Here is a 21,268-nt window from a genome sequence, read left to right on the forward strand (position 1 = left end):
ACGCCATTATGGTGTAGTTGAGGTTAATTGAATTTTCAAGAATAAAAAAGCGAACCGATTGGTTCGCTTTTTTATTGGCTACTTAATATCAGTAATACAGCATTAGACGCGATTTTTTGCATGGTTCGAAGTTAAGAGTTTGACAACAGTCAACTCAGTGGCAAAAAAGCAGCGGCTTTTTGTCTTACTTTCGGCAGTAACGCTATTTGGGATGAGTAGGTAAAATATAATGGTGTTTTACTTCAGCAATAATAGATTTTATTAGAGAAGCTTAGAAATAATATCGCTCTTTATTTCGCTGTCGAGTTTTTGAATGTGTGATATTGGGGGAGCTTTATTCGGGGTTAGTAGATTTTATGAAGTAAAAACGAACCGTAAGGTTCGTTTTTGTTAGTTAAGTAAATCTTGTTATGTTTATTTATTGCTTTTAAAAAAGGGGATGCTAAAAATTGGTATTTGAGCTTTTTGGCAAGTGCTAAAAACATGTTCTCGCCAAAATGACCAGCAATTATGTACAGCGTTAAACTCGCAAAACTCTTGAATTGCTTCACTCTTAATATCGTTTTTAATTGCGTACTCAAGTAAATAGGTAGCCTCTATCTTTGCCATTTCCTCTTTATCAATAGTAGAGCCAGCATCTTTCTCCTCTTCTTGAGGTGAGTTACTTCTATTTTCCAGTATATATCTCACACCAAAAGTAATTTTTACTTGAAGCATATCGACTGATTTGTGGGAATCAGAAACCTCAATTACACTTTCAAGGATTTGACCTTCAATATGCAACATACTTTGTTGTGACATATTATTTGGGGTCACTCCTTCAATGCTATCGCTTACCTCAAGTTGTGAGTTTTGGATTTTAATATTAAGAAGCTCAAGGTTATCTATCGCTTCTCTTATGGCAACTTTATCCATTCTATGTCCCGTACTGCCACTCTATCGGCTCAATCACACGATGAACTGAATTATTAGAAGTGATTTTTTTTGAGTACCGTTGAGTATTTGATTTATCGGATATAAAATCAACAACTTTACATTTAGGAGCTGACAATTTAAATAAATCTTCTCTGTCAATAAGTTTTAAATGCTTCTTGAGGATTAATGTATCAGATGTACAAAGCCTAATTAGTTTATCTAAACTGTCACTTTGCGACACTTCGCCTCGTTCATATTTAGAAAAAGAATTGATGCCACCACCAAAAATTATAGCTGCTTCTTGTTGTGTCCATTTGTGCTGGACTCTAAGTCGCTTCAAGCTATCTTTTCCTAGTAACCCATCATGTTCTTTCTTTGCCTCGCGCATCGAAATATCATTAGCATTTGCTTGGACTGGTGACTCAAACTCTTCATTACACACTTTACAGACACTGAACTCGCTTACTACATCTAGATGCGCTTTTTTATAACGCATTGATAATGTCTCTGTTTGCATATTCAGCTCATGCGAACCGCATGAAATACAGTTGTTCATGATTACTCTCCTATCACCTATCCATGTGAAAAGACAAAACTTTTATAGCCAATTGATTATTTTTGTCGATATAAAACTTAACATACAGATGATCTACATGGTCTTGACCATCAAGTAAATAATCAACCCTATAAGCATCAGCTGGACCTTTATCATATGAGTGAGTTTTGTGAAAACACTCTTCTGTAAGATCTTGAATGCACCTTTGAACGTCATTCATTGAGTAACCGAGATTTGTTCTATCTCGTCTACTTCCGCCCATCATTATTATCTTATTAGGATCTGAAGCCAAACTTTGGACAACAGCTAAATCATAGTGTGGCATCGGTATCCTCTAAAATCAACCATAATGGTTGATTTTTGTGCGCGGAGTATAGTTCTTCTATTTTTATTTCGCAACATCATTTGAATAGCAACTCCGTTGTATCAAAATTATTAATAGTGGATAAACTGGGTCAGAGTAAACTTTTCAATTGGTGCTTGTATGGTTCAAATGAACTGGCTTTTACAAGCGAATGATTGGCTTCTTCTTCCCTGAAAGGCGTTCTCTTATTGGATTAAGAGCTTGGCCTGCGTTTGTTTTTATTGGTGATACATTACGCTATTTATTTTGTTAAGTGCAATGCTTTAGCGCATAAAATCACATAAAAAGTATTTAAAAATAATATGATAGTTTCCGTGTTGCTAATGTTGGTTTTGGCAAAGTCCGTTTGTCTGCTCTTTGTATCTATAGAGGTACTGTTCATTTTTTGCTTGAAGCTAAGGGGGGCTTTGGGTTTCAGGCGTTAAAGACTGCTCTATGACTTGTTTTACTTCTTGCACTGAATATCTCGCTTTGGCTGGAAATCGTATGAGTGGCAGTTGGGTGCTTTTACAAGCATCATTAATGAGTGCATCACGTTTTTGAGCTCGTTTGCTGTTGTGGCTTTTGTCGTCTAGCTCTATGGCTGCAACAAATTCCATAGTGTCGGGGTTACACAATATATAGTCGAAGTGCTTGGCAGAAATTCGGTTGAATGCCGTTTGCCAGTTGCTACGGTTTAACCCTTTTTCAGGGGTAAGCACATCGGCTACACGCACTTTTGCAAATACACGATATTGAGCTGCACAGGCGGTATCAAGTACGCCTAAAAATGAGCGTTCGGCAGGGGAGAATAATTTACTTTTTTGACGATAGCTTAACTGCTGAGGACGGTTAATAAAGGCGGTAAATAGCTTGATAAGCACGATAAATACCAATGCTAAAATAAGGTAGGTGAAATCCATAATTCATCCTTGAATTGAAAATAGGTGGTTAGAATATACAGTTCATTTTGTGCTTGTAAAATGCGGGGCTGATTCTACCTCCATTTGTCCTCTATCTCATGAATATATTTATCTCATTGTTGCTCACGGCCAGTGCATACTTTATTTTTACCGGTATTTTTAGCTGTATATAAGGCTTCGTCGGCAATTTCGAGTAGTTTTCTTGGAGCTTCTTGAGCGACTGTTAATGCGGCAACGCCCAAACTAATGGTGATATTTAGTGTGACTTTGTCGGTTTCAAAAGGAGTTGCAAAAATTGTTTTGCGAAGACGTTCGCCAATCATGAGTGCATCATTAATATTTGTCTTTGGTAGAAAAGCAACGAACTCCTCGCCACCAAACCGACCGAAAATATCAAATTCACGCATTACGTGTCGACAGCGGTTGGCTATTTCAAGTAATACTTGGTCACCAACAACATGGCCATAAGTGTCATTAACTTCTTTAAAGTTATCTACATCAAGCATAATTACGGCATATTCATGGCCATGATTAATGGCATTTTTGACGTCATTATCGCCAAGCTCTAATACCTTTCTACGATTGTATATTTGGGTTAACCCGTCAATTTCTGCATTTTTCTTTAGTTCTTCAAGTGCATTAAATTCACGTCGGCGAATGGTTGAAAATTGCAAATATACATATGCTCCAAAGCAATTTACTACAATCAGAAATAATAAGGTTGTGTAGATATATTCAATGGATGCAAAGCCGAGCACTGCACTGGTTATTATGTAGGTGAGTGACCCCGTGGTGCATACCGCTAACACCCCAATAAAGCGTGGAGGGAAACTAAGGTAGAACAACAAAACGATGACCGCGACGCCTGGAATACCGACATATTCAACTAAGTTCCCTTTAATCACTAACTCAATGGATTCGCCCTGTATTAATAACAACAATAATCCGCATAGAATTAGATTCAGTACGGGGGTGTATTTTGTCAGCTTCAACCCACAGACACACACAATCAAACTCATTAAAAGAACCGATAGCCTCATGGTAAATATGTCGATAAACATGGGGGCTGAAGTCATTATCATGTAATCGCCAATAATGGCTAGAAAGTAGATTAAACCGCCTACAAAGCTGGTAAAAACCATCCTTCTGCGGAGCTTTTCCCATTCATCTTTACGAAAGGCTATCTCTAATGCCGGATTCACAAATTCGCCCGTTTTTCCAATCTTGTCCATTCAACAGCACCTGCACCAAAAGTTCTAATAGTAAATACATAAGCAACACTCTCAATGGCTTTGGCATTAGGAGAAAAGCAAAGGATAGCAATAGCTTAATTGAATAGAGTATCTTGATATTTACTTGGCCGATATGAACTAACCGAGCAAGTTATTGATTTGTGATCTAACACCAATTTTTAAATAATTACGCGGGCTTTAAAAGCAGATTTATTGCAGTTCTCGATATGTGGAATGAAAAATAACTCAATAAGTGGGTGCAGAGTAAACTTAATTTTCTATGTCATTTTTTAGTACTAATAGCATTAAGAATATAATCCCAAGAGGCAATTGACTGAGCAAGCTGAACGAATAAGGAATAAGTGGGGGATTCGTCAGGGTCAGACTAAACTTAATTTTTTAAAGGACGTCCCATTTTCTTTGGTTTCATGCTGTTTCCTGTGAGTTTTTCTATCTCATTTTTAAATTTAACATTCCCAATCGCCATGCCTTTGTTGGTTGATTGGCGAATATCCTCTATGAGTTTGCTATCTAGATGATGCTTAAACAAAGCTTGATCATTCGATCATTCGATCATTCGATAATTCGATACTTCGATACTTCGATACTTCGATACTTCGATACTTCGATACTTCGATACTTCGATACTTCGATACTTCGATACTTCGATTGTGTGATTGTGTGATTGTGTGATTGTGTGATTGTGCGCTAGCTATGGTGGTGTGTTGGATGACAGGATAAATGTTCTGACCTAGACTGCGTACTAAAGCCGACTTGGCTGCTAGTACATTAGTGCATTTGTTAGTGCTCTAAGGTGGTCAGCAGAATGCAGCCTCACTCAAATAAGCGAATAATAGATAGAATGATAAAAATTAAGCTAACCGTTACCACCTTACTTATTGCCACGTTAGCTGGGTGTTCATCTACATCTCATTTACCCATAGATGCATCTAAAACGACACAATACTCAAAGTCTCATGCTCTAGTGGGGCAAGCCTCTTGGTATGGTAATCCATTTCACGGCAGGCTCACTGCCAGTGGTGAGAAGTACAATATGCGAGCTTATACCGCGGCGCATAAAACCTTGCCTTTTGGGACAATCGTTAGAGCAACGAATACGGCAAATAACAAAAGTGTCGATGTAAAAATTAATGATCGTGGCCCATTTGTAAAAGGGCGAGTGATTGACCTTTCTCAAAAGTCGTTTCAGCAAATAGCCAGTACTCATCAAGGGATTGTTCCAATTAAAATTGAAATTTTAGATGACAGTAATACTTTCAGGTATAAACACTAACTTTGTTGAATACATCATTGCGTTGATTCTACTTAGTTTAGTTATGACCTTAGAAGCTACATAACAAAAAGCTATAAAACAAAAAACCATAAACAAAAAAGCTAGCCCGTTTACTAAAAGTATTAGCAAACGGGCTAGCTTATATCTAGATATTTCCTTTCAAGCCGAGCTTTTTAACTGAGCTTTCTAGCTTACAAAGCCAATAAACAAGTAAGTGGCTAAGATAACTGCGACCCAAAGCACCATGTTACCAGATGGATAGTCGCTAGAAATAAAGCTACCACCTTCTTTGTATTGTCGGGCTAAAAATGCCTGACATTGGCTTAGCTTGCCACGTACTGATTGACGAATATCGCCATCCACTTTCCAAATAACCGCAAACATACGCTGCATTATATTAGGCACTAAGCGTCGGTAAACCCAATCTACGTCAAGGTGAGTTGAGCGTAGCTCTGGCGGGTACTTACCTTTAAGGTTAAGCCACACAAAGGCCAGCGCAGAGAATAACAGTAGCTGTGTCTGAGCGAGTACGTGCGTCGCATCATATGGGTTGTAGCCTGTATCGTATGGCAGCAGCGAGTAAAGCGCAGCAGGGTAGATACCAATACCAATACATAGGCAGGCCGCAATGAACATTGCCAGTAACATATTGATTGGCGGATCGTTTGCTCTAATACCCGAGTCATGGGCGAAGAAGGCAAAATAAGGAATTTTAATACCTGCATGGTGGAATACACCTGCTGAAGCAAACAATAGCATTAACCAAACCCAGTCATGCCCCGTTTCCATAGCAGCTGTCATCACCATTGATTTACTGACAAAACCACTAAACAGTGGGAAGGCCGAAATAGAGGCTGCGCCCACAATACACAGTATGGTGGTTTTAGGCATGGTTTTATAAAGGCCGCCGAGATCGGAGCCGTTTATTCGCCCTGTCATATGCAGTACTGCGCCCATGCTCATAAACAGTAAGCCTTTAAAGATTACATCGTTAAAGGCGTGAGAGACCGCGCCGTTTAAGGCAAGCGAAGTACCAATACCGATACCAACCACCATAAATCCCACTTGGTTAATCAAGCTATAAGCAAGTACGCGACGTAAATCGTTTTCAATTACTGCAAAGAAGATTGGGAAACAGGTCATTGCTGCGCCAATATACACTAGTAGCTCAGTACCAGGGTATGCTCGAGCTAGTGCATAAACCGCTACTTTAGTGGTGAAGGCACTGAGTATTACTGTCCCTGTTGGCGTTGCTTCTGGGTATGCATCGGTTAGCCAAGTGTGAGCAAAAGGGAACGCACACTTAATGCCAAAGGCAATAAAGATAAGCCAACCAGCAATGCTGTCTAAACCGATAAAGTCAAAGGCGGCACTGCCTGTATCGCTGATATAAAATAGCGCGCCAATTAGCAGAATAACCCCAGACAGAACCTGCATGATGAGGTAGCGCATACCTGCACTATAGGCGGCTGGTGTGCGGCGAGCCCAAATCAGAAATACTGAGGTGAACGCCAATAATTCCCAAAACACAAACAAGGTGAGCAAGTCACCCGCGAACACAGCGCCAATGGCGCTGCCTGCATACAGCATGGCTGCCACTTGCTGCACAGTGTCTTTAACGTGCAATGAATAGACGATGGCAATAAACGCGGCAATATGAAAAATATAGCCAAACATCAGGCTTAATTTATCGGCGCGGTAAGGGACTATTTCGTAGTCTAAAAACATCATTTGCAAATGGACGCCTTCAGGCACTGTCCACAAATGCAGTCCACCTAAAACCGGAATCGCTATCATCAATGCACCGCGGAGTTTTCCACGAGTTGTAGCAGCAATCAATCCGCCAATTAAAAACAGCACAAACGGCGGTAACTCAAGCATCCACATTGCGATCACCTTTCTTGTTATTGTTAGCTTCGTGGGCGTGGCCATCGCTGACGTCGACTATTTCAATCTTGCTGTCATCAAGTTCTTCAACGGGTCCGTAGTAATCTTCTGAACGCATCAAAAAGGTCCGCATCCAGCTAGCGATTAACACTAAGATGACACAGCCTACAAAACCATAGATAGGGTAGAAAATCGGTAAGTTTTCCCAGTTATGGTAAACATGACGATGGATGACAAAATCAAGTATCACCAGTATCCCGCAGCAGGCGTATAGCAGGTATAAAACCCGTTGGATATTTTGGGGGTTATCAAAGAGGTACTGCTTCTCGTTATCCATGATTCACTCCAGATACAGTCAAGATAGCTTTCGCCAATTCATAAAAGGGCTGAGGATGGATGAACATGATCAAGCAGCCTAATGTGGTGATAGTTAATGCAATCAAAGAGGGTAGTGGCGCTTCTTTGATCGTACGATTAGTTGGCACCTCGTCTTTACCGGGGAAAAATGCGTGGTAAGGGATAGGTAATAGATAAGCAATATTCAGTAATGAGCTGAGCATCAAGGTAGCCATGACTAACCAATAGCCTGTTTCTATCGTGCCCATCAACAGGAACCATTTACTCCATGTTCCCCCTGCTGGTGGAACGCCGATAATACTCAGACTAGCAATGAAAAATGCCGCCATAGTGACTGGCATGGTATAGCCTAAGCCGCGCATTTCGCTGACCTTAGATTTATGACTGGCGACCAAAATTGCACCGGCACAAAAGAACAAGGTGATTTTGCCAAAGGCGTGAGAGGCAATATGCATTGAACTGCCGATAACACCAGACTGGGTGGCGAGTAGGGCACCGATAGTGATATAGCCCAATTGGCTGACAGTAGAGTAGGCTAGTCTTGCTTTTAAGTTGTCTTGTCGCATGGCAACAATTGAAGCCAGCAAAACTGAAAGTGCCGCTAAATGCAGTAAAAACTCAGTCGTAGGTAGTTTAGGTAATAGGTCGAGTCCAAAAATAAAAATACAAACCTTAAGTACCGTAAATACCCCAGCTTTTACCACTGCCACAGCATGTAAAAGTGCGCTTACTGGGGTTGGCGCCACCATCGCTGCAGGCAGCCAGCGATGAAACGGCATCATGGCAGCCTTACCAATACCAAATATAAATAGCACTAAAATTGCGCCTGCAATAGTGGTATCTACATCGGCGTCAAACACACCGCCAGCGGTAAACTCTAGGGTGCCTGTGATGAACCAAGTTAAAATAATGGCTAACAGGAAGAAGGCGATTGAGGTGCCGAGCAAAATACCCAAATAGACGCGCCCACCTTGCTTGGCTTTTTCTGTTCCTGCATGGGTAACCAGCGGATAAGTAGACAGCGTAAGCACTTCATAGAAGACAAACAGGGTAAATAGATTGGCTGAAAACGCGAGCCCCATTACCGCACTAATCGCTAACGCGAAGCAGATGTAAAAGCGGGTTTGGTTGTCTTCATTGTGACCACGCATATAACCGATGGCATAAATGGTGGTGATTAACCAAAGGAAGCTTGCAATCAGTGCGAATAACATACCTAGCGGTTCTACAACAAAGCTTATCTCTAAGCCCGGCATAAGCTCCCACCATGATACTTCAATGCTTGCTCCTGCTTTAAGTGCTTGATAGAGATTGACCACGCAGTAAAGCACCACAAGGCTAATACTTATGGTGACCGCCTCACGAAGGTTAGGTTTCTTTCCTGTGATTGCAATTGCAAAGGTTGCTAGCAAAGGCAATAGGATAGTTAGCTGTAACATCAGCGCCAAAGATGGATTCATGGGTTTATTCCAAACAAGCTTTGAGAAGCCGCCTGTGCAACTTGCACACTTAGGCGAGTATCGATACCGAAATAGATATTAGCGATCACTAGGGTCCAAATAGGAGCAAGGAATGTCCAAGGCGCCTCTTTAACCGTATCGCGCCCAGGCAGTGGTGGTCTGAAATAAGCCATTTCGACAATCCGCCAGATATAAACAACGGCCAGTAACGAACCTAAAAGGAGCAGCACTGCGACTGGCCACATCCCCGCTTCTACACTGGCGATAAGTAGATACCATTTACTAACAAATCCTACGGTTAATGGCACACCAATTAGGCTTAATCCACCAATGACAATGGCGGACATGGTCAATGGCATTCGTCGACCTAGCCCTTGGAATTGGCTTAGTTGTACGCTGCCAATACGGTACATTACCGCACCTAATGCTAAAAAGAGGGCGCCTTTCATTAAGGCATGGTTAAACAGATGCAGTAGTGTTGCCATTACGCCAGTGCTGGTGTTAATTGAATAACCAATAATCATGTAACCCACTTGAGCGATACTTGAGTAGGCCAAGATATGTTTAACATTTTGCTGATATATTGCCGTGGCAGAAGCGACAAAAACACCCACAAGTCCAAGCACCATTAAAATGTCTTGTAAAGGCAGGCTAGTGAACGAGAACGAGATACCAAATACGGTAAAGGTAAAGCGGATTAGCAGGTAAACAGCAACCTTGGTTGAGGTGGCTGCTAAAAACGCTGTGACGATTGAAGGTGCATAGGCATAAGCATTAGGCAACCACAGGTGAAGTGGGAACAGTGCAAGCTTTAAACAGATGCCGACAATTAAGAAGGCGAAAGCTGCAAATACCGTGCGGGTGTGGCCAACGTCAACTAAGCGTTCGGCGAGATCGCTCATATTGAGTGTGCCCGTCATTTGATAAAGCATACCAATACCAATCAAAATAAAGGTTGCACCAATGGTACCCATAATCAGGTATTGGAACGCCGCCCACAGTGCTCGTCTGTCTTTACCTAAGGCAATTAAGGCGTATGCAGACAGTGAGGAAATCTCTAAAAATACAAACACATTAAATGCGTCGCCCGTCGCTACAATGCCGAACATACCGGTTAGAGATAACAGGTAAAGGCTGTAAAACAGGGTGTGGCGATCTTCGCTTAATTCTTTTTGAATGCTGGTGTTTGCAGCAAATAACACCACAGTACCTATGCTTGAGATAATGAGCAGTAAAAAGGCATTGAGTTTATCTATACGATATTCAATTCCCCAAGGTGCTTCCCATCCCCCGAGTTCATATATGATGGTGCCAGATTTCATCACTTCGATCAGTAACAGTACGCTGTTGATAAAGGTCGCAGAGCAAACCAACAAAGCAAAAATCCACACCAGTTTCGAACGGTTTAAGAACCAGCATAATGGCGCTGCCATTAGCGGTATCACGACTTGTAAAATAGGCAGGTGAGCTAACACTATGAATTTTCCTCGTTTAGCTGATCTAGTTTTTGGATCTCATCTTCTTCGACGCAGCCATAGGATTCTTTGATTCTGATGACGAGGGCAAGTCCAAGTGCTGTGGTTGCAATACCCACCACAATCGCGGTAAGAATTAACACATGAGGAAGTGGGTTAGAGTAGTCGTTGATCCCTTCAGCTAGGATAGGCGCGCTGCCACGCTCAACCATGCCTACACTGATGTAAAAGATAAATACAGAGGTTTGGAAAATCGTTAAGCCAACTAATTTTTTAACGAGGTTGCCATGGGCGATAACGATATAAAAACCAATCATCATCAGCAGGACTACGATCCAATAATTATAAAGTCCGAGAAACATCTTGCTCCCCTTTTTGTTTGTTATTGTTTTGGATGGCTTGTCTGCGTGCATCAAAGTTGAAAAAGATACTCAGCATGACTGACGCAACGGTGATACCTACGCCTAATTCAATCACGAGTATGCCGATATGTTGACCTGTCAAAGGATCATCCGCTAACACGTTATAGTCGAGGAAGTTTGCTCCATTTAGCATCGAAACAACCCCAACAGAGGCGTACAGTAAAAGCCCTACAGCCGCTAGCAGTTGAATGATCGATGGGTTGAAGACCTTTTGTGCGGTGTCTAAGCCAAATAGCATGGTGTAGAGAATAATCGCTGCTGCGAAAATTACCCCAGCTTGGAAGCCGCCACCAGGGCCAAAATCACCATGGAATTGCACATAAAGTGCAAACAGCAAGATGAAAGGGATCAGTGCTTTACTGACAATACGTACCACCATATGGCGTTCATGCATTTGCTCTTCAGTTGGGTCGTCAGATTCGGTTTTTTTACGACGTCGAGGCAGTGATAACAAAGAAAGCACACCAATACCGGCTGTGAAAATTACTGCAACTTCGCCTAAGGTATCAAAGGCACGGTAGCTTCCTAAAACTGAAGTCACGATATTCGGGATGCCGACTTCGTCCATTGATTGCTGAATATAACGCGGAGCGACATGTTGATGCACTGGCGCATCAACAGCGCCAAAATAAGGCATATCCATGGTGCCGTATATCAACATACTACCTGTGACGAGCACAACAAATAGAGCCAGAAAGGGTTTGTGTCGTTTTGGCGCTTCTTTTCGGCCGGTAATGGTAATCGCTGCCAGCATGAGTAAGCCAGATATACCAGCTCCCACTGCCGCTTCGGTAAAGGCCACGTCAACAGCATCCAGCACCACAAAGAAACAGGCTGACAATAAGCCATAAATGCCGCTTAACATGACAACAGCTAACAGATCTTTGGTGCGAACGATTGCGATGGCAATGACCACTAAAAATATTAACAGTATTATATCTACTAAGGCTTCGATGGCTTGTTCCCTCCCTGATTGTCAGGCTTGCCCTGTTGCGGTAACAGGCCATTTTGCAGTGCTGCTTTTGCTAATGCATGACTTGCAGATGGGTTAATAAATAGCGTACACACGAGGATCAAAATGAGTTTAATGAGGACTAAACCATTTGGACTTTGCAGCATTAAGCCTATTAACACTAAGCTTGCACCTAAGGTGTCGGTAACGCTTACCGCATGCATGCGGGTGTAGAAATCAGGAAAACGCATAATCCCAATTCCACCTGAAAAGCAAAGAAAACTACCAATGAGCAGGCATAAACCACTGATTATTTCTAGCGCGAGGTTCATTCTTCACCCTCCTTAGTTGTTCGGGGTTTATAAGGAGCAACTTTAAACTCGGCCGAGTCTGAATAACGTAATACCCCAATGACACTGATAAAGTTAATCAGGGCGTAAACAAGAGCAATGTCGAGAAACTCTGGACGTCCCATTAAAAAGCCTAAAACTGAAATCAACAGAATGGCTTTAGTGCCAAAAAAGTTGAAGGCTAATATGCGGTCATACAAGGTGGGGCCGACGATACAGCGAATGATCGCGAGTAACATAACAACAAGAATGGCGATTGTGGCAGCAGCTAACATTAGTTTTCAAGCTCCCTTACCCGGCGGTCCATCTCACCGGCTTTTAGTGTTTCAATGTCTGATTCATGTAAAGCATGAACGGTGATTTGGTCATCAATTAAGTCTATCGCTACAGTCCCTGGGGTTAGGGTGATGGAGTTGGCGTAGGTCACTTTATTGATATCTGAGCACTGTCGAGTGTCGATGGTGGTCAGGGTTGGTGAGATACTCTTGTTACCCATCCAGATATGTTTAACCACACTGATGTTAGATAAAATGACCTCTTTTACTAACCACGGTAAGTAACGCAGCATACTGGCATTGAGACGAACAAGGTGAGTTTCTTGATCGATCACATCCATTTTTTGAGTAATGTAAAGCACTAGCATGATTGAACCTGCACCCAGCGACAGTAAAAGTGGATTACTGTAATTTGAGTTAATCCACCAAAATAGGGCGAGTGTTAATATCAAGATAAGCCGATGGCTCGGAACAACGCTGCTTTTATTTTCTTGTTTCATATTGATTATTGTTTTGTGTTAGTTAACTGCTACTTAAACCTAGGCGAGTGTAATCACTCTAAATTGCTATTTTATTAACCAACTAATTATCCTGTTGGCAAGACGACTCTTTGGCTAATGTTTGATAAATTTGACTGTGCAATCCTTGCAAAGAATCTGTGGATGGTGACAAGTGGTTTATTGTTTCATCAACGACTCTATCAACAAGCTGTTTGCGAGTTTCATCAGCTTGTATGCAGACTTCTGTGGGGATAATTTTTGATGTTTTATTACCGACCCGAGTGCGATAGGCCCTTTCTGAAAACCCCTCAGAATTTTTTCTAAGTTCGTATTGTTGAGTGGTGTTTAAGGTTCCTGCAAGAAAACCTTGTATGTAGTAAGCACATGGCTCAGTTGATGTGACTGTCGATTGTTTATGTACTGTCATGCAAGAAGATAAAACGAACTGTTCTTCGTCTTTAGCATTTTGAGAAGCTGCAGACAGTGAAAAAACGAGAGTGAATATTGATAGCGCTAATAGTTGGATAAACTTCATATAAACTCCTTTTTTATAATTTTTCTTATTGCAAACTCACCTACTAAAATCTATTGGTGCAGCATTCTTTTAGCCGCTATGCTCACTCGACATGTTCAGTTTTAATTCGTTAATACTAGTTCGCTGTGAAGCTTTAAAAATATACAGCGCTTAAACCATTAATGTATTAGCACCAATGAATACTGGACACGTGTAAGTGTTGCATTTAATTAACAATAAGGCGTATTCATTAACCTTATAGTTCATTTATAACACAAATGGTTTAAATTAAAATACTAACTATGTGTAAACTGAATATTTTTTGATTTGGCGACATTATTCACGTTATGTGAATAAGTTCTAATATGTAGTGTGAAGGGGGTGTTTGGTTAATGACTCAAACTTGACGCCTGAGCTAGTCACTTTGACATCATTTTTTGATGAATTTTGACTTTATAGTCAAGGTGTTGATATAGCACTCTTCGGTAAGTCTATTTTGTTGGAATTATATTTTGCCAGATATTGTGATGAAAAAATAAAATTTTTAATGATTAAATTCTGCAATTTTAATCAAAAGCAGCATCGAGTGTTTTTGTATTGTTCCACCCTAAGTCTGCTTCCTCTTTAAAATGATTAAGCTCTCCTTAAACAGAGCTAGGGCTTGAGAGATGACTTATCTGTTATCTATTTATCAAAGGAGAGGCGAATATCATTCAGTTACTGGAATGATCCACATATTATTTTCAATAGTGCCTCCCATCATTTGAGTAACTACATTATCGACTACTTGAAGGCCTGTTTCTGCCATGTTTTCAAAGGTGTCAATGCCTTCATTTGGAAAGTTTTGCCGAGTGCGGTGGATATTAAACTGATTTGCAATCTTCCTATCAAAGGCCTTTTCTACTCCACCTTTACCGATCATAAAGCCGATTAGCCCTCCCCATGTTGCGGTTGGGTTATCTGAATCCCAGCCTGCCAATGAGCCAATTTTGATGGTCTCTTTTATATCTCCTTCACCATAATGCAAACTGATGATACTGGCAGCAAAGTTAATTCCCGCAGCAAAACAGCCATTACAATAGAGCTTTCGGGACGTTATATCATAGCCATCTTGCTGATTAACTTGGTAACGCTGATATATTAAATCTCTTGCTTGTTCCCAAGGAATGCCGGAGTTATGTAATTGGGTGACGTAATCGTACATAGCTGCTGCATAGGAAGTATTAGGCAACACTTGTCGAGCTTGAGTTGCCATCCATGTCATTTGTTCTTTAATTGGGATAGTGTCGTCTACAGATGAAGCCAGAGAATGCATCACAACATAAAACTTAGCTATGTATTCAGCATCTTCTCTTGCTGTGGTTTTGATAGGTAACTCAGCTATTTTTAGTGCAATGTCTGGCCTAGTCGGAGCGAAAATTCCAAATATCTCAGTGGTTAGCTGAGCATCTATCATGTCAAAGTGTTCATTATTTGTGGGTTTTCCCGTTTCCGGTGGCAACATACCTTGATTCATCAGATCAAAAGCTCGTTGGTTAGAAACCCATAAGTAGTTTTCTTCATCATGCCTAATATGTTTTAACCAACCCTCTCGAATTTGTTCTGGAGTGAGCATGCTTGTGTTTTTGCTTGCTAGTAGATATTGATACATATATTCAATGTCAGTATCGTCATCAGAGCCCCATACTTCTACTGGGTTTCGGAAAACAAAATCAATGTTTGTTGATAAGTCGCTAGGCACTCCTTGTCCCCAAATACTTGGTTGATCTGGCATTCCCCAATCATCTCGAGTGTAAAATTTGCCTGTTTTTAGATCGCCAATATCACCAATTTTGTCCATTTCAGTCACCAGACCTGTCCAATTGGCGATAGATTGTCCAAGCCAAAAGCCATAAAGCTTCTCAGCGTAACTTTCCCTAGATATTTTCTTGGTTTTATCAACAGACATGGCTGAATGATTAATCGATGTTTGCTCTTTAATTGTGGTAGAAATTTGCCTTGGACTTTGACAGGCAGCCAAGGAGAATAGGGCTAAAAATAAAACAAAAAGAAATTTCATATTTTCTACTCACCATTAAAATGAAAGCGGTTACATCGCTATTTAATATAGTAATTAGCAGGATGAAAAATCAACAAAAAATTATCCTGTAACATTATCCTGTAATAATTAGTTAAGTGGGTTCATTTACATTTTGATTTTTGAATGTTGATTAACAATAGAGTGGGTAGTTTGCTCACATGCGCACAAAAAGGATTTAATCTAAGCCGTTAAGAAAGCAGCGCTTGAGACAATTTTTACATTGCGCATGTTTTTATTGAATCTGTTAGAACAAAGCTTCTTCAGTTTGGTGTTATTTCTTGTTGATTCATCTACCAGGTTTTTAATTTATAAAATCAATCACTAATCCTTTATTGATTGACTGTCGCTGCTTGCTACTGTGACTACATTGTAGGGAGTCATTAATGTATCTTTGACTGTAGTAAATGATATGTTGTAACATAGCGCGAAAATTGGTTCCCTATATAAGAGAAAAGTACGTGAAGAAGCACCTTTTATGTTCGTTAATTGTCATTTCTAATGGCGCATTAGCACAAGATATTATTGAGCAAACGTCTGAAAATAGTGATGATATTGAACGCATTGAGGTACGCAGGCATTGGCAGCCATACCGAGGCAATGTGCCGTTGATTGACACTCCACAAGCAGTTGATCGGATTAATGCTGATACCATCAAAAATGAAGGTATTACGCGTTTTATGGATGCCTTGGATTATTCTCCGAGTATCGTTAGACAGAATAACTCAGGCGGCATGTTTGATAGCTTTGCTATTCGTGGTTTTTCTGGGGATGAGAATAACCCAACAGGTTACTTAGTTAACGGCTTTAACTCTCGCGGTTATAACGGTAATCGCAATACGGCCAATATTGAAACGATTGAAGTAATGAAAGGACCTGGTTCGGCACTGTATGGACAAGGTGAGCCGGGTGGTACCGTCAATATCATTACTAAAAAGCCGCAGTTTGAAGAGCAAGGCTATATTCAAGGCACTTTAGGTAACTTCGATACCAAACAAGTCGAGTTTGACCACACTAAAGGGCTGACTGACAATGTTGCTTACCGCATCAACGGCTTCTATGAGGATTCTGATACCTTTAGAGATCATGTTGATGTTGAAAGTTTAAACTTAAGCCCTTCTTTGTTGTGGAACATTTCTAATACGACGAGTTTAAGTTATGAAATGGAAATTCTTAACCAGAAGAAACCATTAGATCGTGGTGTCTATGTATTAGATAACGACTTTGATTCAGTCGATACTTCTGCTTTCTATGGTGATCCCCGAGATGGGGCACACACGGTTGAGGCTCTTGGCCATCAATTAGTATTAAATCATCAGTTAAATGATCATTGGCACTTATTAACAGGCTTAGCTTATAGAGACTCGTCTTTTAAAGGCCAGTCTTCAGATGCTGAGCTATCTGATGGCCGTCAGCTGATTTATACAAACCCTGATTTGTTATCAAGACAACGAAGAGAGCGTGATTATCAAGCTCAAGACTTGTCTGCACGATTTGAAATCAGTGGTGACGTAACACTTGGTGGCTTTAAAAATAATCTATTGGTTGGGGTAGATTACTATAACTACCAATTAGACACTGATTACAGAGTATGGAGAACGGCATGGGGATCAGGTGACACAACTTATGCAATCGATCCCAATAACCCTGACTACACCATGGAACAACCTGAAACGTCGCCAACGACGTTAACCTCTGAGGAGCAAGAAGGGCTTGGTTTATATGCACAAGACTTGATTGAATTAACTGATAGAACCAAGCTTTTAGTTGGCTTCAGGGTTGATCAATTCAATCAAAAAATATTCAATAAACTTGATAATGAATCACAAGAGCAAGAACATACTGAGGTATCATCTCGTTTTGGTTTAGTTTATGAATTAGCTGATAATATCAATGTATATACGAGTTATGCGGAAGGGTTCCGTCCTAACCCAGGGCTTGATTCAGACAGAAATGCATTTGACCCTGAAACGACTAAATCTTTTGAAGTCGGTCTTAAATGGCAAAATGTTGCTGATAGGTTTTCTGGTAACTTAGCGATTTTTGATGCAAGTAAAACCAACATGTTAACCGCTGAGCCTGACACTGGACTATCAGCGACTTTAGGTGAAGTTGAAAGCCAAGGGGTTGAATTTCAGCTTAGTACTCAGCTAACCGCTGATACGAGTATTGACTTAGCTTATGCTTATACCGATGCAAGAACGGCAAAAGACTTGATTGATAATGACTGGGGCGTACCAATTCCTAAAGGCTCGCGCTTAATCAACGTCGCTGAGCATGTGGGGCATATCGCATTAAGACATTACACAGATATTATGGGTAAAGAAGCTTACTTCGGCGCCACTGTGAATTACGTTGGTGATCGTCTAGGTGAGACAACCGATCCTGATTATATTTTGCCAGCATATACGTTAGTGAACTTATCAGCAGCGGTAAATCTCACCAGTAAATTCAGCGTCATGCTTGATGTGAACAACTTATTTGATGAACAGTATTTTGAAAGCTCATATCATAAGCTGTGGACCATGCCGGGCGAGCCGCTTAATTTCACTGCGAGTGTTAAGTATCAGTTCTAACTTATAGGTTAAGTAGCTACTTAACCTCAGTAAGACTGCATCAGCCGCTACTTTTTGCTTAGCTCGAAATAAGGAGTTTGACACCAGTCAACTCCGTGGCCAAAAGCAGCGGCTTTTTTGTCTTACTATCGGCAGTAACGCTACTAGGACTAACTCGAGAATCGCCATCGACGCAATTGTCGGAACACTGAACACATTGAATGTAAAAAAGCCTGCTAATTAGCAGGCTTTTCATTAACGTTGAATGTTATTTCAGTTCAACACATCAGTAAGCAAAGTACGATTGGTTAAAACTGGTTCATCGTGTTGTCTTTACCTGATGCCTTAAGGGCTTGGTCACCAGAGAAGTACTCTTTATGTGCATCACCCATATCAGAACCAGCCATGTTTTGATGTTTAACACAGGCGATACCTTGACGGATTTCCTTACGTTGAACATTAGCAACATAACCCAACATGCCTTGGTCACCGAAGTACTCTTTAGCCAAGTTATCAGTTGATAGGGCTGCAGTATGGTAAGTCGGCAATGTAATAAGATGATGGAAAATACCCGCTTCACGCGCTGCATCAGCTTGGAAAGTACGGATTTTTTCATCAGCTTGTACAGCAAGGTCAGTATTATCGTAATCAACGCTCATTAACTGGTTACGGTCGTAAGCTGATACGTCTTGCCCAGCTTCTTGCATTGCATCAAATACTTGCTGACGGAAGTTAAGCGTCCAGTTAAACGATGGCGAGTTGTTGTAAACAAGCTTGGCATTTGGGATAACTTTACGGATTTCGTTCACCATACCGCCAATTTGAGATACATGTGGCTTTTCTGTTTCAATCCACAATAAGTCAGCGCCATTTTGCAATGAAGTAATACAATCAAGCACACAACGTTCTTCACCAGTACCTGCACGGAACTTAAATAAACCATTTGGAAGACGAGCTGGTTTAACAAGCTGCCCGTCTTGCTGGAATACTACATCACCGTTATTTAGATTAGCGGTATCAACAGCTTCAACTTCTAAGAATGAGTTGTATTGTTCACCTAAATCGCCTGCTTCATTAGTCACAGCAATCTTTTGGGTAAGACCAGCACCTAATGAATCGGTACGAGCAACAATAACGCCGTCATCAATACCAAGCTCTAAGAATGCATAACGAACAGCATTGATTTTTGCTAAAAATTCAACATGTGGCACGGTGACTTTACCGTCTTGGTGTCCACATTGTTTAACGTCAGAAACTTGGTTTTCTAATTGAATACAACAAGCACCTGCTTCAATCATTTGTTTCGCCATCAAGTAAGTGGCTTCTTCGTTACCAAAACCTGCATCGATATCGGCAATAATCGGTACAACGTGGGTTTCGAAGTTATCAATCTTATCTTGAATCGCCGCTTTATCAGCTTCTGCAGCAGTATCTAACTCACGGAACAAACCACCGAGTTCACGGGCATCTGCTTGACGAAGGAAAGTGTATAGTTCTTTAATCAGTGAAGCGACAGAGGTCTTTTCATGCATTGATTGGTCAGGCAACGGACCGAATTCACTACGAAGTGCTGCAACCATCCAACCTGAAAGGTAAAGGTAACGACGTTTGGTCGTTAACAGGTGCTTCTTAATAGAGATCATTTTCTGTTGGCCAATAAAACCATGCCAGCAACCTAGAGACTGAGTATACTGCGACGAGTCTTTGTCGTAGTTATCCATGTCTTCACGCATAATCTTAGCAGTGTACTTTGCGATGTCTAACCCGGTCTTAAAGCGATTTTGTAGACGCATACGAGCGACTGACTCTGGGTTGATGGCATTCCATGCACTACCTTCCGAATTAATCAAGGTAGCAGCTTCATCGATATTACTTCTGTAGTTAGTCATGTGTATATCCCTTTAACAAATAGATTAGCGGCAATTGATTACGTTGAAAATAATAGTTAGATTTGGTTAAATAAGTCTAATTTATAGTTACTATTTTCGGTATTCACAGTATGAATGTATCTCGTATCGACTTGAACCTCCTTGTGTATTTAGACGTTTTACTGCGTGAAAGGAATGTTACTAAAGCAGCTGATCAACTAGGGATCAGCCAACCTGCAATGAGTAATGGCCTAAAACGCTTAAGAACTTTGTTTGATGATCCGTTACTGATCAGAACCAGTCAGGGCATGACACCAACAGAACGCGCGCAAGAATTGCAACCCACGATAAGTGAATTGATTATTGGATTGGAAAAAGCCGTACAGCCACGCGCCAAGTTTAATGCAATAGAAAGTGAACAAGTCTTCCGTGTCATGGCAAGTGATTATGCTGAAGCGACGTTAATTCCACCGCTAATTGCAAAGCTTCGTACTGAAGCGCCAAACATCATTTTAGATATCATGACCCCAAGTGATGTCAGTTTCCCTGATGTAGAACAAGGAAGAGTCGATATGGTAATTAACCGTTTTGACAGTATTCCTCAGTCATTTCATCAAAAAGTGTTATGGAATGATGACTTTAGTTGTTTGATTAGTAAGACTAATCCTGTCTTGGATAAGTTTTCATTAGACAGTTATTTGCAAGCTAAGCACGTGTGGGTGAGTAAAACAGGTATGGGCGTTGGCGTGGGGATGGACCCTGATGATGTGCAGCGCTTAGGTTGGGTGGATGAGGCGTTAACTCGAATAGGAGTAAAACGTCAAATCACCATTTTTACGCGCCACTATCAAGCAGCTTGTTTGTTGGCTGAACAACAAGATTTGATCGCAACCATACCAAGTAAGATGGCCCGTCAACATGAAAATAATGACCGTGTCAGTATCGTTCCGCCACCATTTATCATTCAACCTATTGCACTCACAATGGCTTGGAGTCCTTTACTACAGCATAATCCTGCCCATAAATGGATGCGTCAATTGATCACTAAAACGGCTGATGAGATCAATCGGGGTGGAGTTTAAGTTTATTGATATTTTGATTTTTAGTTACCTATACGTAGTAAATTAACCAAAAAACATCACTTTGTCATATTTTGTGTGAATAGTGATGATAATAAGTATAAATTGGATAAATAAGTGGAGTTTGATATAGAGTAATGTCTTGCTTCGAATTAACGGTAAGCTAAGAAAATTGAAATCAGTTTGGGGTTTTATTTACCCCGGATTTTACCGTTAACGCACTGGAATTATAGG

The 21,268-nt window shown here is 40.9% G+C and carries 21 protein-coding genes; 3 read left to right on the plus strand and 18 right to left on the minus strand.

Going from position 1 to position 21,268, the window contains the following annotated elements; all coding sequences use genetic code 11:
* Positions 1 to 414 precede the first annotated feature (414 nt).
* The 6 genes from QPX86_RS04245 to QPX86_RS04270 form a co-directional block, all read right to left on the minus strand.
* On the minus strand, positions 415 to 915 hold the full coding sequence (locus QPX86_RS04245; RefSeq protein WP_285164368.1) for a hypothetical protein: 501 nt from the start codon (positions 913 to 915) through the stop codon (positions 415 to 417).
* Between the two features lies 1 nt (position 916).
* Positions 917 to 1,471 (minus strand): type II toxin-antitoxin system MqsA family antitoxin, encoded by a 555-nt coding sequence (locus QPX86_RS04250; protein WP_407696618.1) that lies wholly within the window; start codon positions 1,469 to 1,471, stop codon positions 917 to 919.
* Between the two features lie 13 nt (positions 1,472 to 1,484).
* Entirely contained in the window at positions 1,485 to 1,796 is a 312-nt protein-coding gene (locus tag QPX86_RS04255; RefSeq protein ID WP_285164372.1) for a type II toxin-antitoxin system MqsR family toxin, read from the minus strand.
* A gap of 434 nt (positions 1,797 to 2,230) precedes the next feature.
* Positions 2,231 to 2,737: a DUF2726 domain-containing protein gene (locus tag QPX86_RS04260; RefSeq protein ID WP_285164374.1), complete on the minus strand. Its 507-nt coding sequence runs from the start codon at positions 2,735 to 2,737 to the stop codon at positions 2,231 to 2,233.
* 113 nt (positions 2,738 to 2,850) lie between these two features.
* Positions 2,851 to 3,969 carry a GGDEF domain-containing protein gene (locus QPX86_RS04265; protein WP_285164376.1) on the minus strand — a complete coding sequence of 373 codons (1,119 nt, stop codon included), beginning with the start codon at positions 3,967 to 3,969 and terminating at the stop codon, positions 2,851 to 2,853.
* Between the two features lie 391 nt (positions 3,970 to 4,360).
* Entirely contained in the window at positions 4,361 to 4,519 is a 159-nt protein-coding gene (locus QPX86_RS04270) for a hypothetical protein (protein WP_285164378.1), read from the minus strand.
* A gap of 276 nt (positions 4,520 to 4,795) precedes the next feature.
* Here QPX86_RS04270 and QPX86_RS04275 point away from each other — a divergent pair, with 276 nt between their 5' ends.
* The gene (locus tag QPX86_RS04275) at positions 4,796 to 5,263 is read left to right on the plus strand and encodes a septal ring lytic transglycosylase RlpA family protein (RefSeq protein ID WP_285164380.1); all 468 of its coding nucleotides are present in this window, start codon (positions 4,796 to 4,798) and stop codon (positions 5,261 to 5,263) included.
* 186 nt (positions 5,264 to 5,449) lie between these two features.
* Here QPX86_RS04275 and QPX86_RS04280 read toward each other — a convergent pair whose 3' ends face one another.
* The 11 genes from QPX86_RS04280 to QPX86_RS04330 form a co-directional block, all read right to left on the minus strand.
* Positions 5,450 to 7,150 (minus strand): Na(+)/H(+) antiporter subunit D, encoded by a 1,701-nt coding sequence (locus QPX86_RS04280; RefSeq protein ID WP_220753487.1) that lies wholly within the window; start codon positions 7,148 to 7,150, stop codon positions 5,450 to 5,452.
* The gene (locus QPX86_RS04285) at positions 7,137 to 7,487 is read right to left on the minus strand and encodes a hypothetical protein (protein WP_285164382.1); all 351 of its coding nucleotides are present in this window, start codon (positions 7,485 to 7,487) and stop codon (positions 7,137 to 7,139) included. Before QPX86_RS04285 ends, QPX86_RS04280 begins: the two co-directional genes overlap by 14 nt.
* Positions 7,480 to 8,967, minus strand: coding sequence for a monovalent cation/H+ antiporter subunit D family protein (locus QPX86_RS04290; RefSeq protein WP_220753489.1), 1,488 nt, complete (start codon positions 8,965 to 8,967; stop codon positions 7,480 to 7,482). The genes QPX86_RS04285 and QPX86_RS04290 overlap by 8 nt, the downstream gene beginning before the upstream one ends.
* Positions 8,964 to 10,442, minus strand: coding sequence for a monovalent cation/H+ antiporter subunit D family protein (locus QPX86_RS04295; protein WP_285164384.1), 1,479 nt, complete (start codon positions 10,440 to 10,442; stop codon positions 8,964 to 8,966). The genes QPX86_RS04290 and QPX86_RS04295 overlap by 4 nt, the downstream gene beginning before the upstream one ends.
* Positions 10,442 to 10,804, minus strand: coding sequence for a cation:proton antiporter subunit C (locus QPX86_RS04300; protein ID WP_220753491.1), 363 nt, complete (start codon positions 10,802 to 10,804; stop codon positions 10,442 to 10,444). Before QPX86_RS04300 ends, QPX86_RS04295 begins: the two co-directional genes overlap by 1 nt.
* The gene (locus QPX86_RS04305; protein WP_285164388.1) at positions 10,785 to 11,780 is read right to left on the minus strand and encodes a Na(+)/H(+) antiporter subunit B; all 996 of its coding nucleotides are present in this window, start codon (positions 11,778 to 11,780) and stop codon (positions 10,785 to 10,787) included. Before QPX86_RS04305 ends, QPX86_RS04300 begins: the two co-directional genes overlap by 20 nt.
* Before the next feature lie 26 nt (positions 11,781 to 11,806).
* Positions 11,807 to 12,148: a monovalent cation/H(+) antiporter subunit G gene (mnhG, locus tag QPX86_RS04310; protein ID WP_220753492.1), complete on the minus strand. Its 342-nt coding sequence runs from the start codon at positions 12,146 to 12,148 to the stop codon at positions 11,807 to 11,809.
* Positions 12,145 to 12,441 carry a monovalent cation/H+ antiporter complex subunit F gene (locus tag QPX86_RS04315; protein WP_220753493.1) on the minus strand — a complete coding sequence of 99 codons (297 nt, stop codon included), beginning with the start codon at positions 12,439 to 12,441 and terminating at the stop codon, positions 12,145 to 12,147. The genes mnhG and QPX86_RS04315 overlap by 4 nt, the downstream gene beginning before the upstream one ends.
* Positions 12,441 to 12,941, minus strand: a complete 501-nt coding sequence (locus QPX86_RS04320; RefSeq protein WP_220753494.1) for a Na+/H+ antiporter subunit E — start codon at positions 12,939 to 12,941, stop codon at positions 12,441 to 12,443. Before QPX86_RS04320 ends, QPX86_RS04315 begins: the two co-directional genes overlap by 1 nt.
* 82 nt (positions 12,942 to 13,023) lie before the next feature.
* On the minus strand, positions 13,024 to 13,476 hold the full coding sequence (locus QPX86_RS04325) for a hypothetical protein (protein ID WP_220753495.1): 453 nt from the start codon (positions 13,474 to 13,476) through the stop codon (positions 13,024 to 13,026).
* Between the two features lie 688 nt (positions 13,477 to 14,164).
* Positions 14,165 to 15,514: an ADP-ribosylglycohydrolase family protein gene (locus QPX86_RS04330; protein WP_285164395.1), complete on the minus strand. Its 1,350-nt coding sequence runs from the start codon at positions 15,512 to 15,514 to the stop codon at positions 14,165 to 14,167.
* A gap of 479 nt (positions 15,515 to 15,993) precedes the next feature.
* Between QPX86_RS04330 and QPX86_RS04335 the strand changes: the two genes are divergently transcribed.
* Positions 15,994 to 18,108, plus strand: a complete 2,115-nt coding sequence (locus tag QPX86_RS04335) for a TonB-dependent siderophore receptor (RefSeq protein WP_285164397.1) — start codon at positions 15,994 to 15,996, stop codon at positions 18,106 to 18,108.
* 287 nt (positions 18,109 to 18,395) lie between these two features.
* Here QPX86_RS04335 and QPX86_RS04340 read toward each other — a convergent pair whose 3' ends face one another.
* Entirely contained in the window at positions 18,396 to 19,976 is a 1,581-nt protein-coding gene (locus QPX86_RS04340; protein ID WP_220753497.1) for an isocitrate lyase, read from the minus strand.
* Between the two features lie 110 nt (positions 19,977 to 20,086).
* Between QPX86_RS04340 and QPX86_RS04345 the strand changes: the two genes are divergently transcribed.
* Positions 20,087 to 21,037, plus strand: a complete 951-nt coding sequence (locus QPX86_RS04345; protein ID WP_220753498.1) for a LysR family transcriptional regulator — start codon at positions 20,087 to 20,089, stop codon at positions 21,035 to 21,037.
* The last annotated feature ends 231 nt before the right edge of the window (positions 21,038 to 21,268 follow it).

Origin of the sequence: Shewanella goraebulensis (genome assembly GCF_030252245.1) — a bacterium.
In the GTDB taxonomy this organism is placed as follows: Bacteria; Pseudomonadota; Gammaproteobacteria; order Enterobacterales; family Shewanellaceae; genus Shewanella; species Shewanella goraebulensis.

What these genes read in the sequence shown, in the direction of transcription:
- QPX86_RS04265 (WP_285164376.1), bottom strand. Translation starts at nt 3,969, where the DNA reads ATGGACAAGATTGGAAAAACGGGCGAATTTGTGAATCCGGCATTAGAG.
- QPX86_RS04255 (WP_285164372.1), bottom strand. Translation starts at nt 1,796, where the DNA reads ATGCCACACTATGATTTAGCTGTTGTCCAAAGTTTGGCTTCAGATCCT.
- QPX86_RS04340 (WP_220753497.1), bottom strand. Translation starts at nt 19,976, where the DNA reads ATGACTAACTACAGAAGTAATATCGATGAAGCTGCTACCTTGATTAAT.
- QPX86_RS04250 (WP_407696618.1), bottom strand. Translation starts at nt 1,471, where the DNA reads ATGAACAACTGTATTTCATGCGGTTCGCATGAGCTGAATATGCAAACA.
- QPX86_RS04245 (WP_285164368.1), bottom strand. Translation starts at nt 915, where the DNA reads ATGGATAAAGTTGCCATAAGAGAAGCGATAGATAACCTTGAGCTTCTT.
- QPX86_RS04320 (WP_220753494.1), bottom strand. Translation starts at nt 12,941, where the DNA reads ATGAAACAAGAAAATAAAAGCAGCGTTGTTCCGAGCCATCGGCTTATC.
- QPX86_RS04275 (WP_285164380.1), top strand. Translation starts at nt 4,796, where the DNA reads ATGCAGCCTCACTCAAATAAGCGAATAATAGATAGAATGATAAAAATT.
- QPX86_RS04315 (WP_220753493.1), bottom strand. Translation starts at nt 12,441, where the DNA reads ATGTTAGCTGCTGCCACAATCGCCATTCTTGTTGTTATGTTACTCGCG.
- mnhG (WP_220753492.1), bottom strand. Translation starts at nt 12,148, where the DNA reads ATGAACCTCGCGCTAGAAATAATCAGTGGTTTATGCCTGCTCATTGGT.
- QPX86_RS04280 (WP_220753487.1), bottom strand. Translation starts at nt 7,150, where the DNA reads ATGTGGATGCTTGAGTTACCGCCGTTTGTGCTGTTTTTAATTGGCGGA.
- QPX86_RS04290 (WP_220753489.1), bottom strand. Translation starts at nt 8,967, where the DNA reads ATGAATCCATCTTTGGCGCTGATGTTACAGCTAACTATCCTATTGCCT.
- QPX86_RS04345 (WP_220753498.1), top strand. Translation starts at nt 20,087, where the DNA reads ATGAATGTATCTCGTATCGACTTGAACCTCCTTGTGTATTTAGACGTT.
- QPX86_RS04260 (WP_285164374.1), bottom strand. Translation starts at nt 2,737, where the DNA reads ATGGATTTCACCTACCTTATTTTAGCATTGGTATTTATCGTGCTTATC.
- QPX86_RS04300 (WP_220753491.1), bottom strand. Translation starts at nt 10,804, where the DNA reads ATGTTTCTCGGACTTTATAATTATTGGATCGTAGTCCTGCTGATGATG.
- QPX86_RS04325 (WP_220753495.1), bottom strand. Translation starts at nt 13,476, where the DNA reads ATGAAGTTTATCCAACTATTAGCGCTATCAATATTCACTCTCGTTTTT.
- QPX86_RS04330 (WP_285164395.1), bottom strand. Translation starts at nt 15,514, where the DNA reads ATGAAATTTCTTTTTGTTTTATTTTTAGCCCTATTCTCCTTGGCTGCC.
- QPX86_RS04285 (WP_285164382.1), bottom strand. Translation starts at nt 7,487, where the DNA reads ATGGATAACGAGAAGCAGTACCTCTTTGATAACCCCCAAAATATCCAA.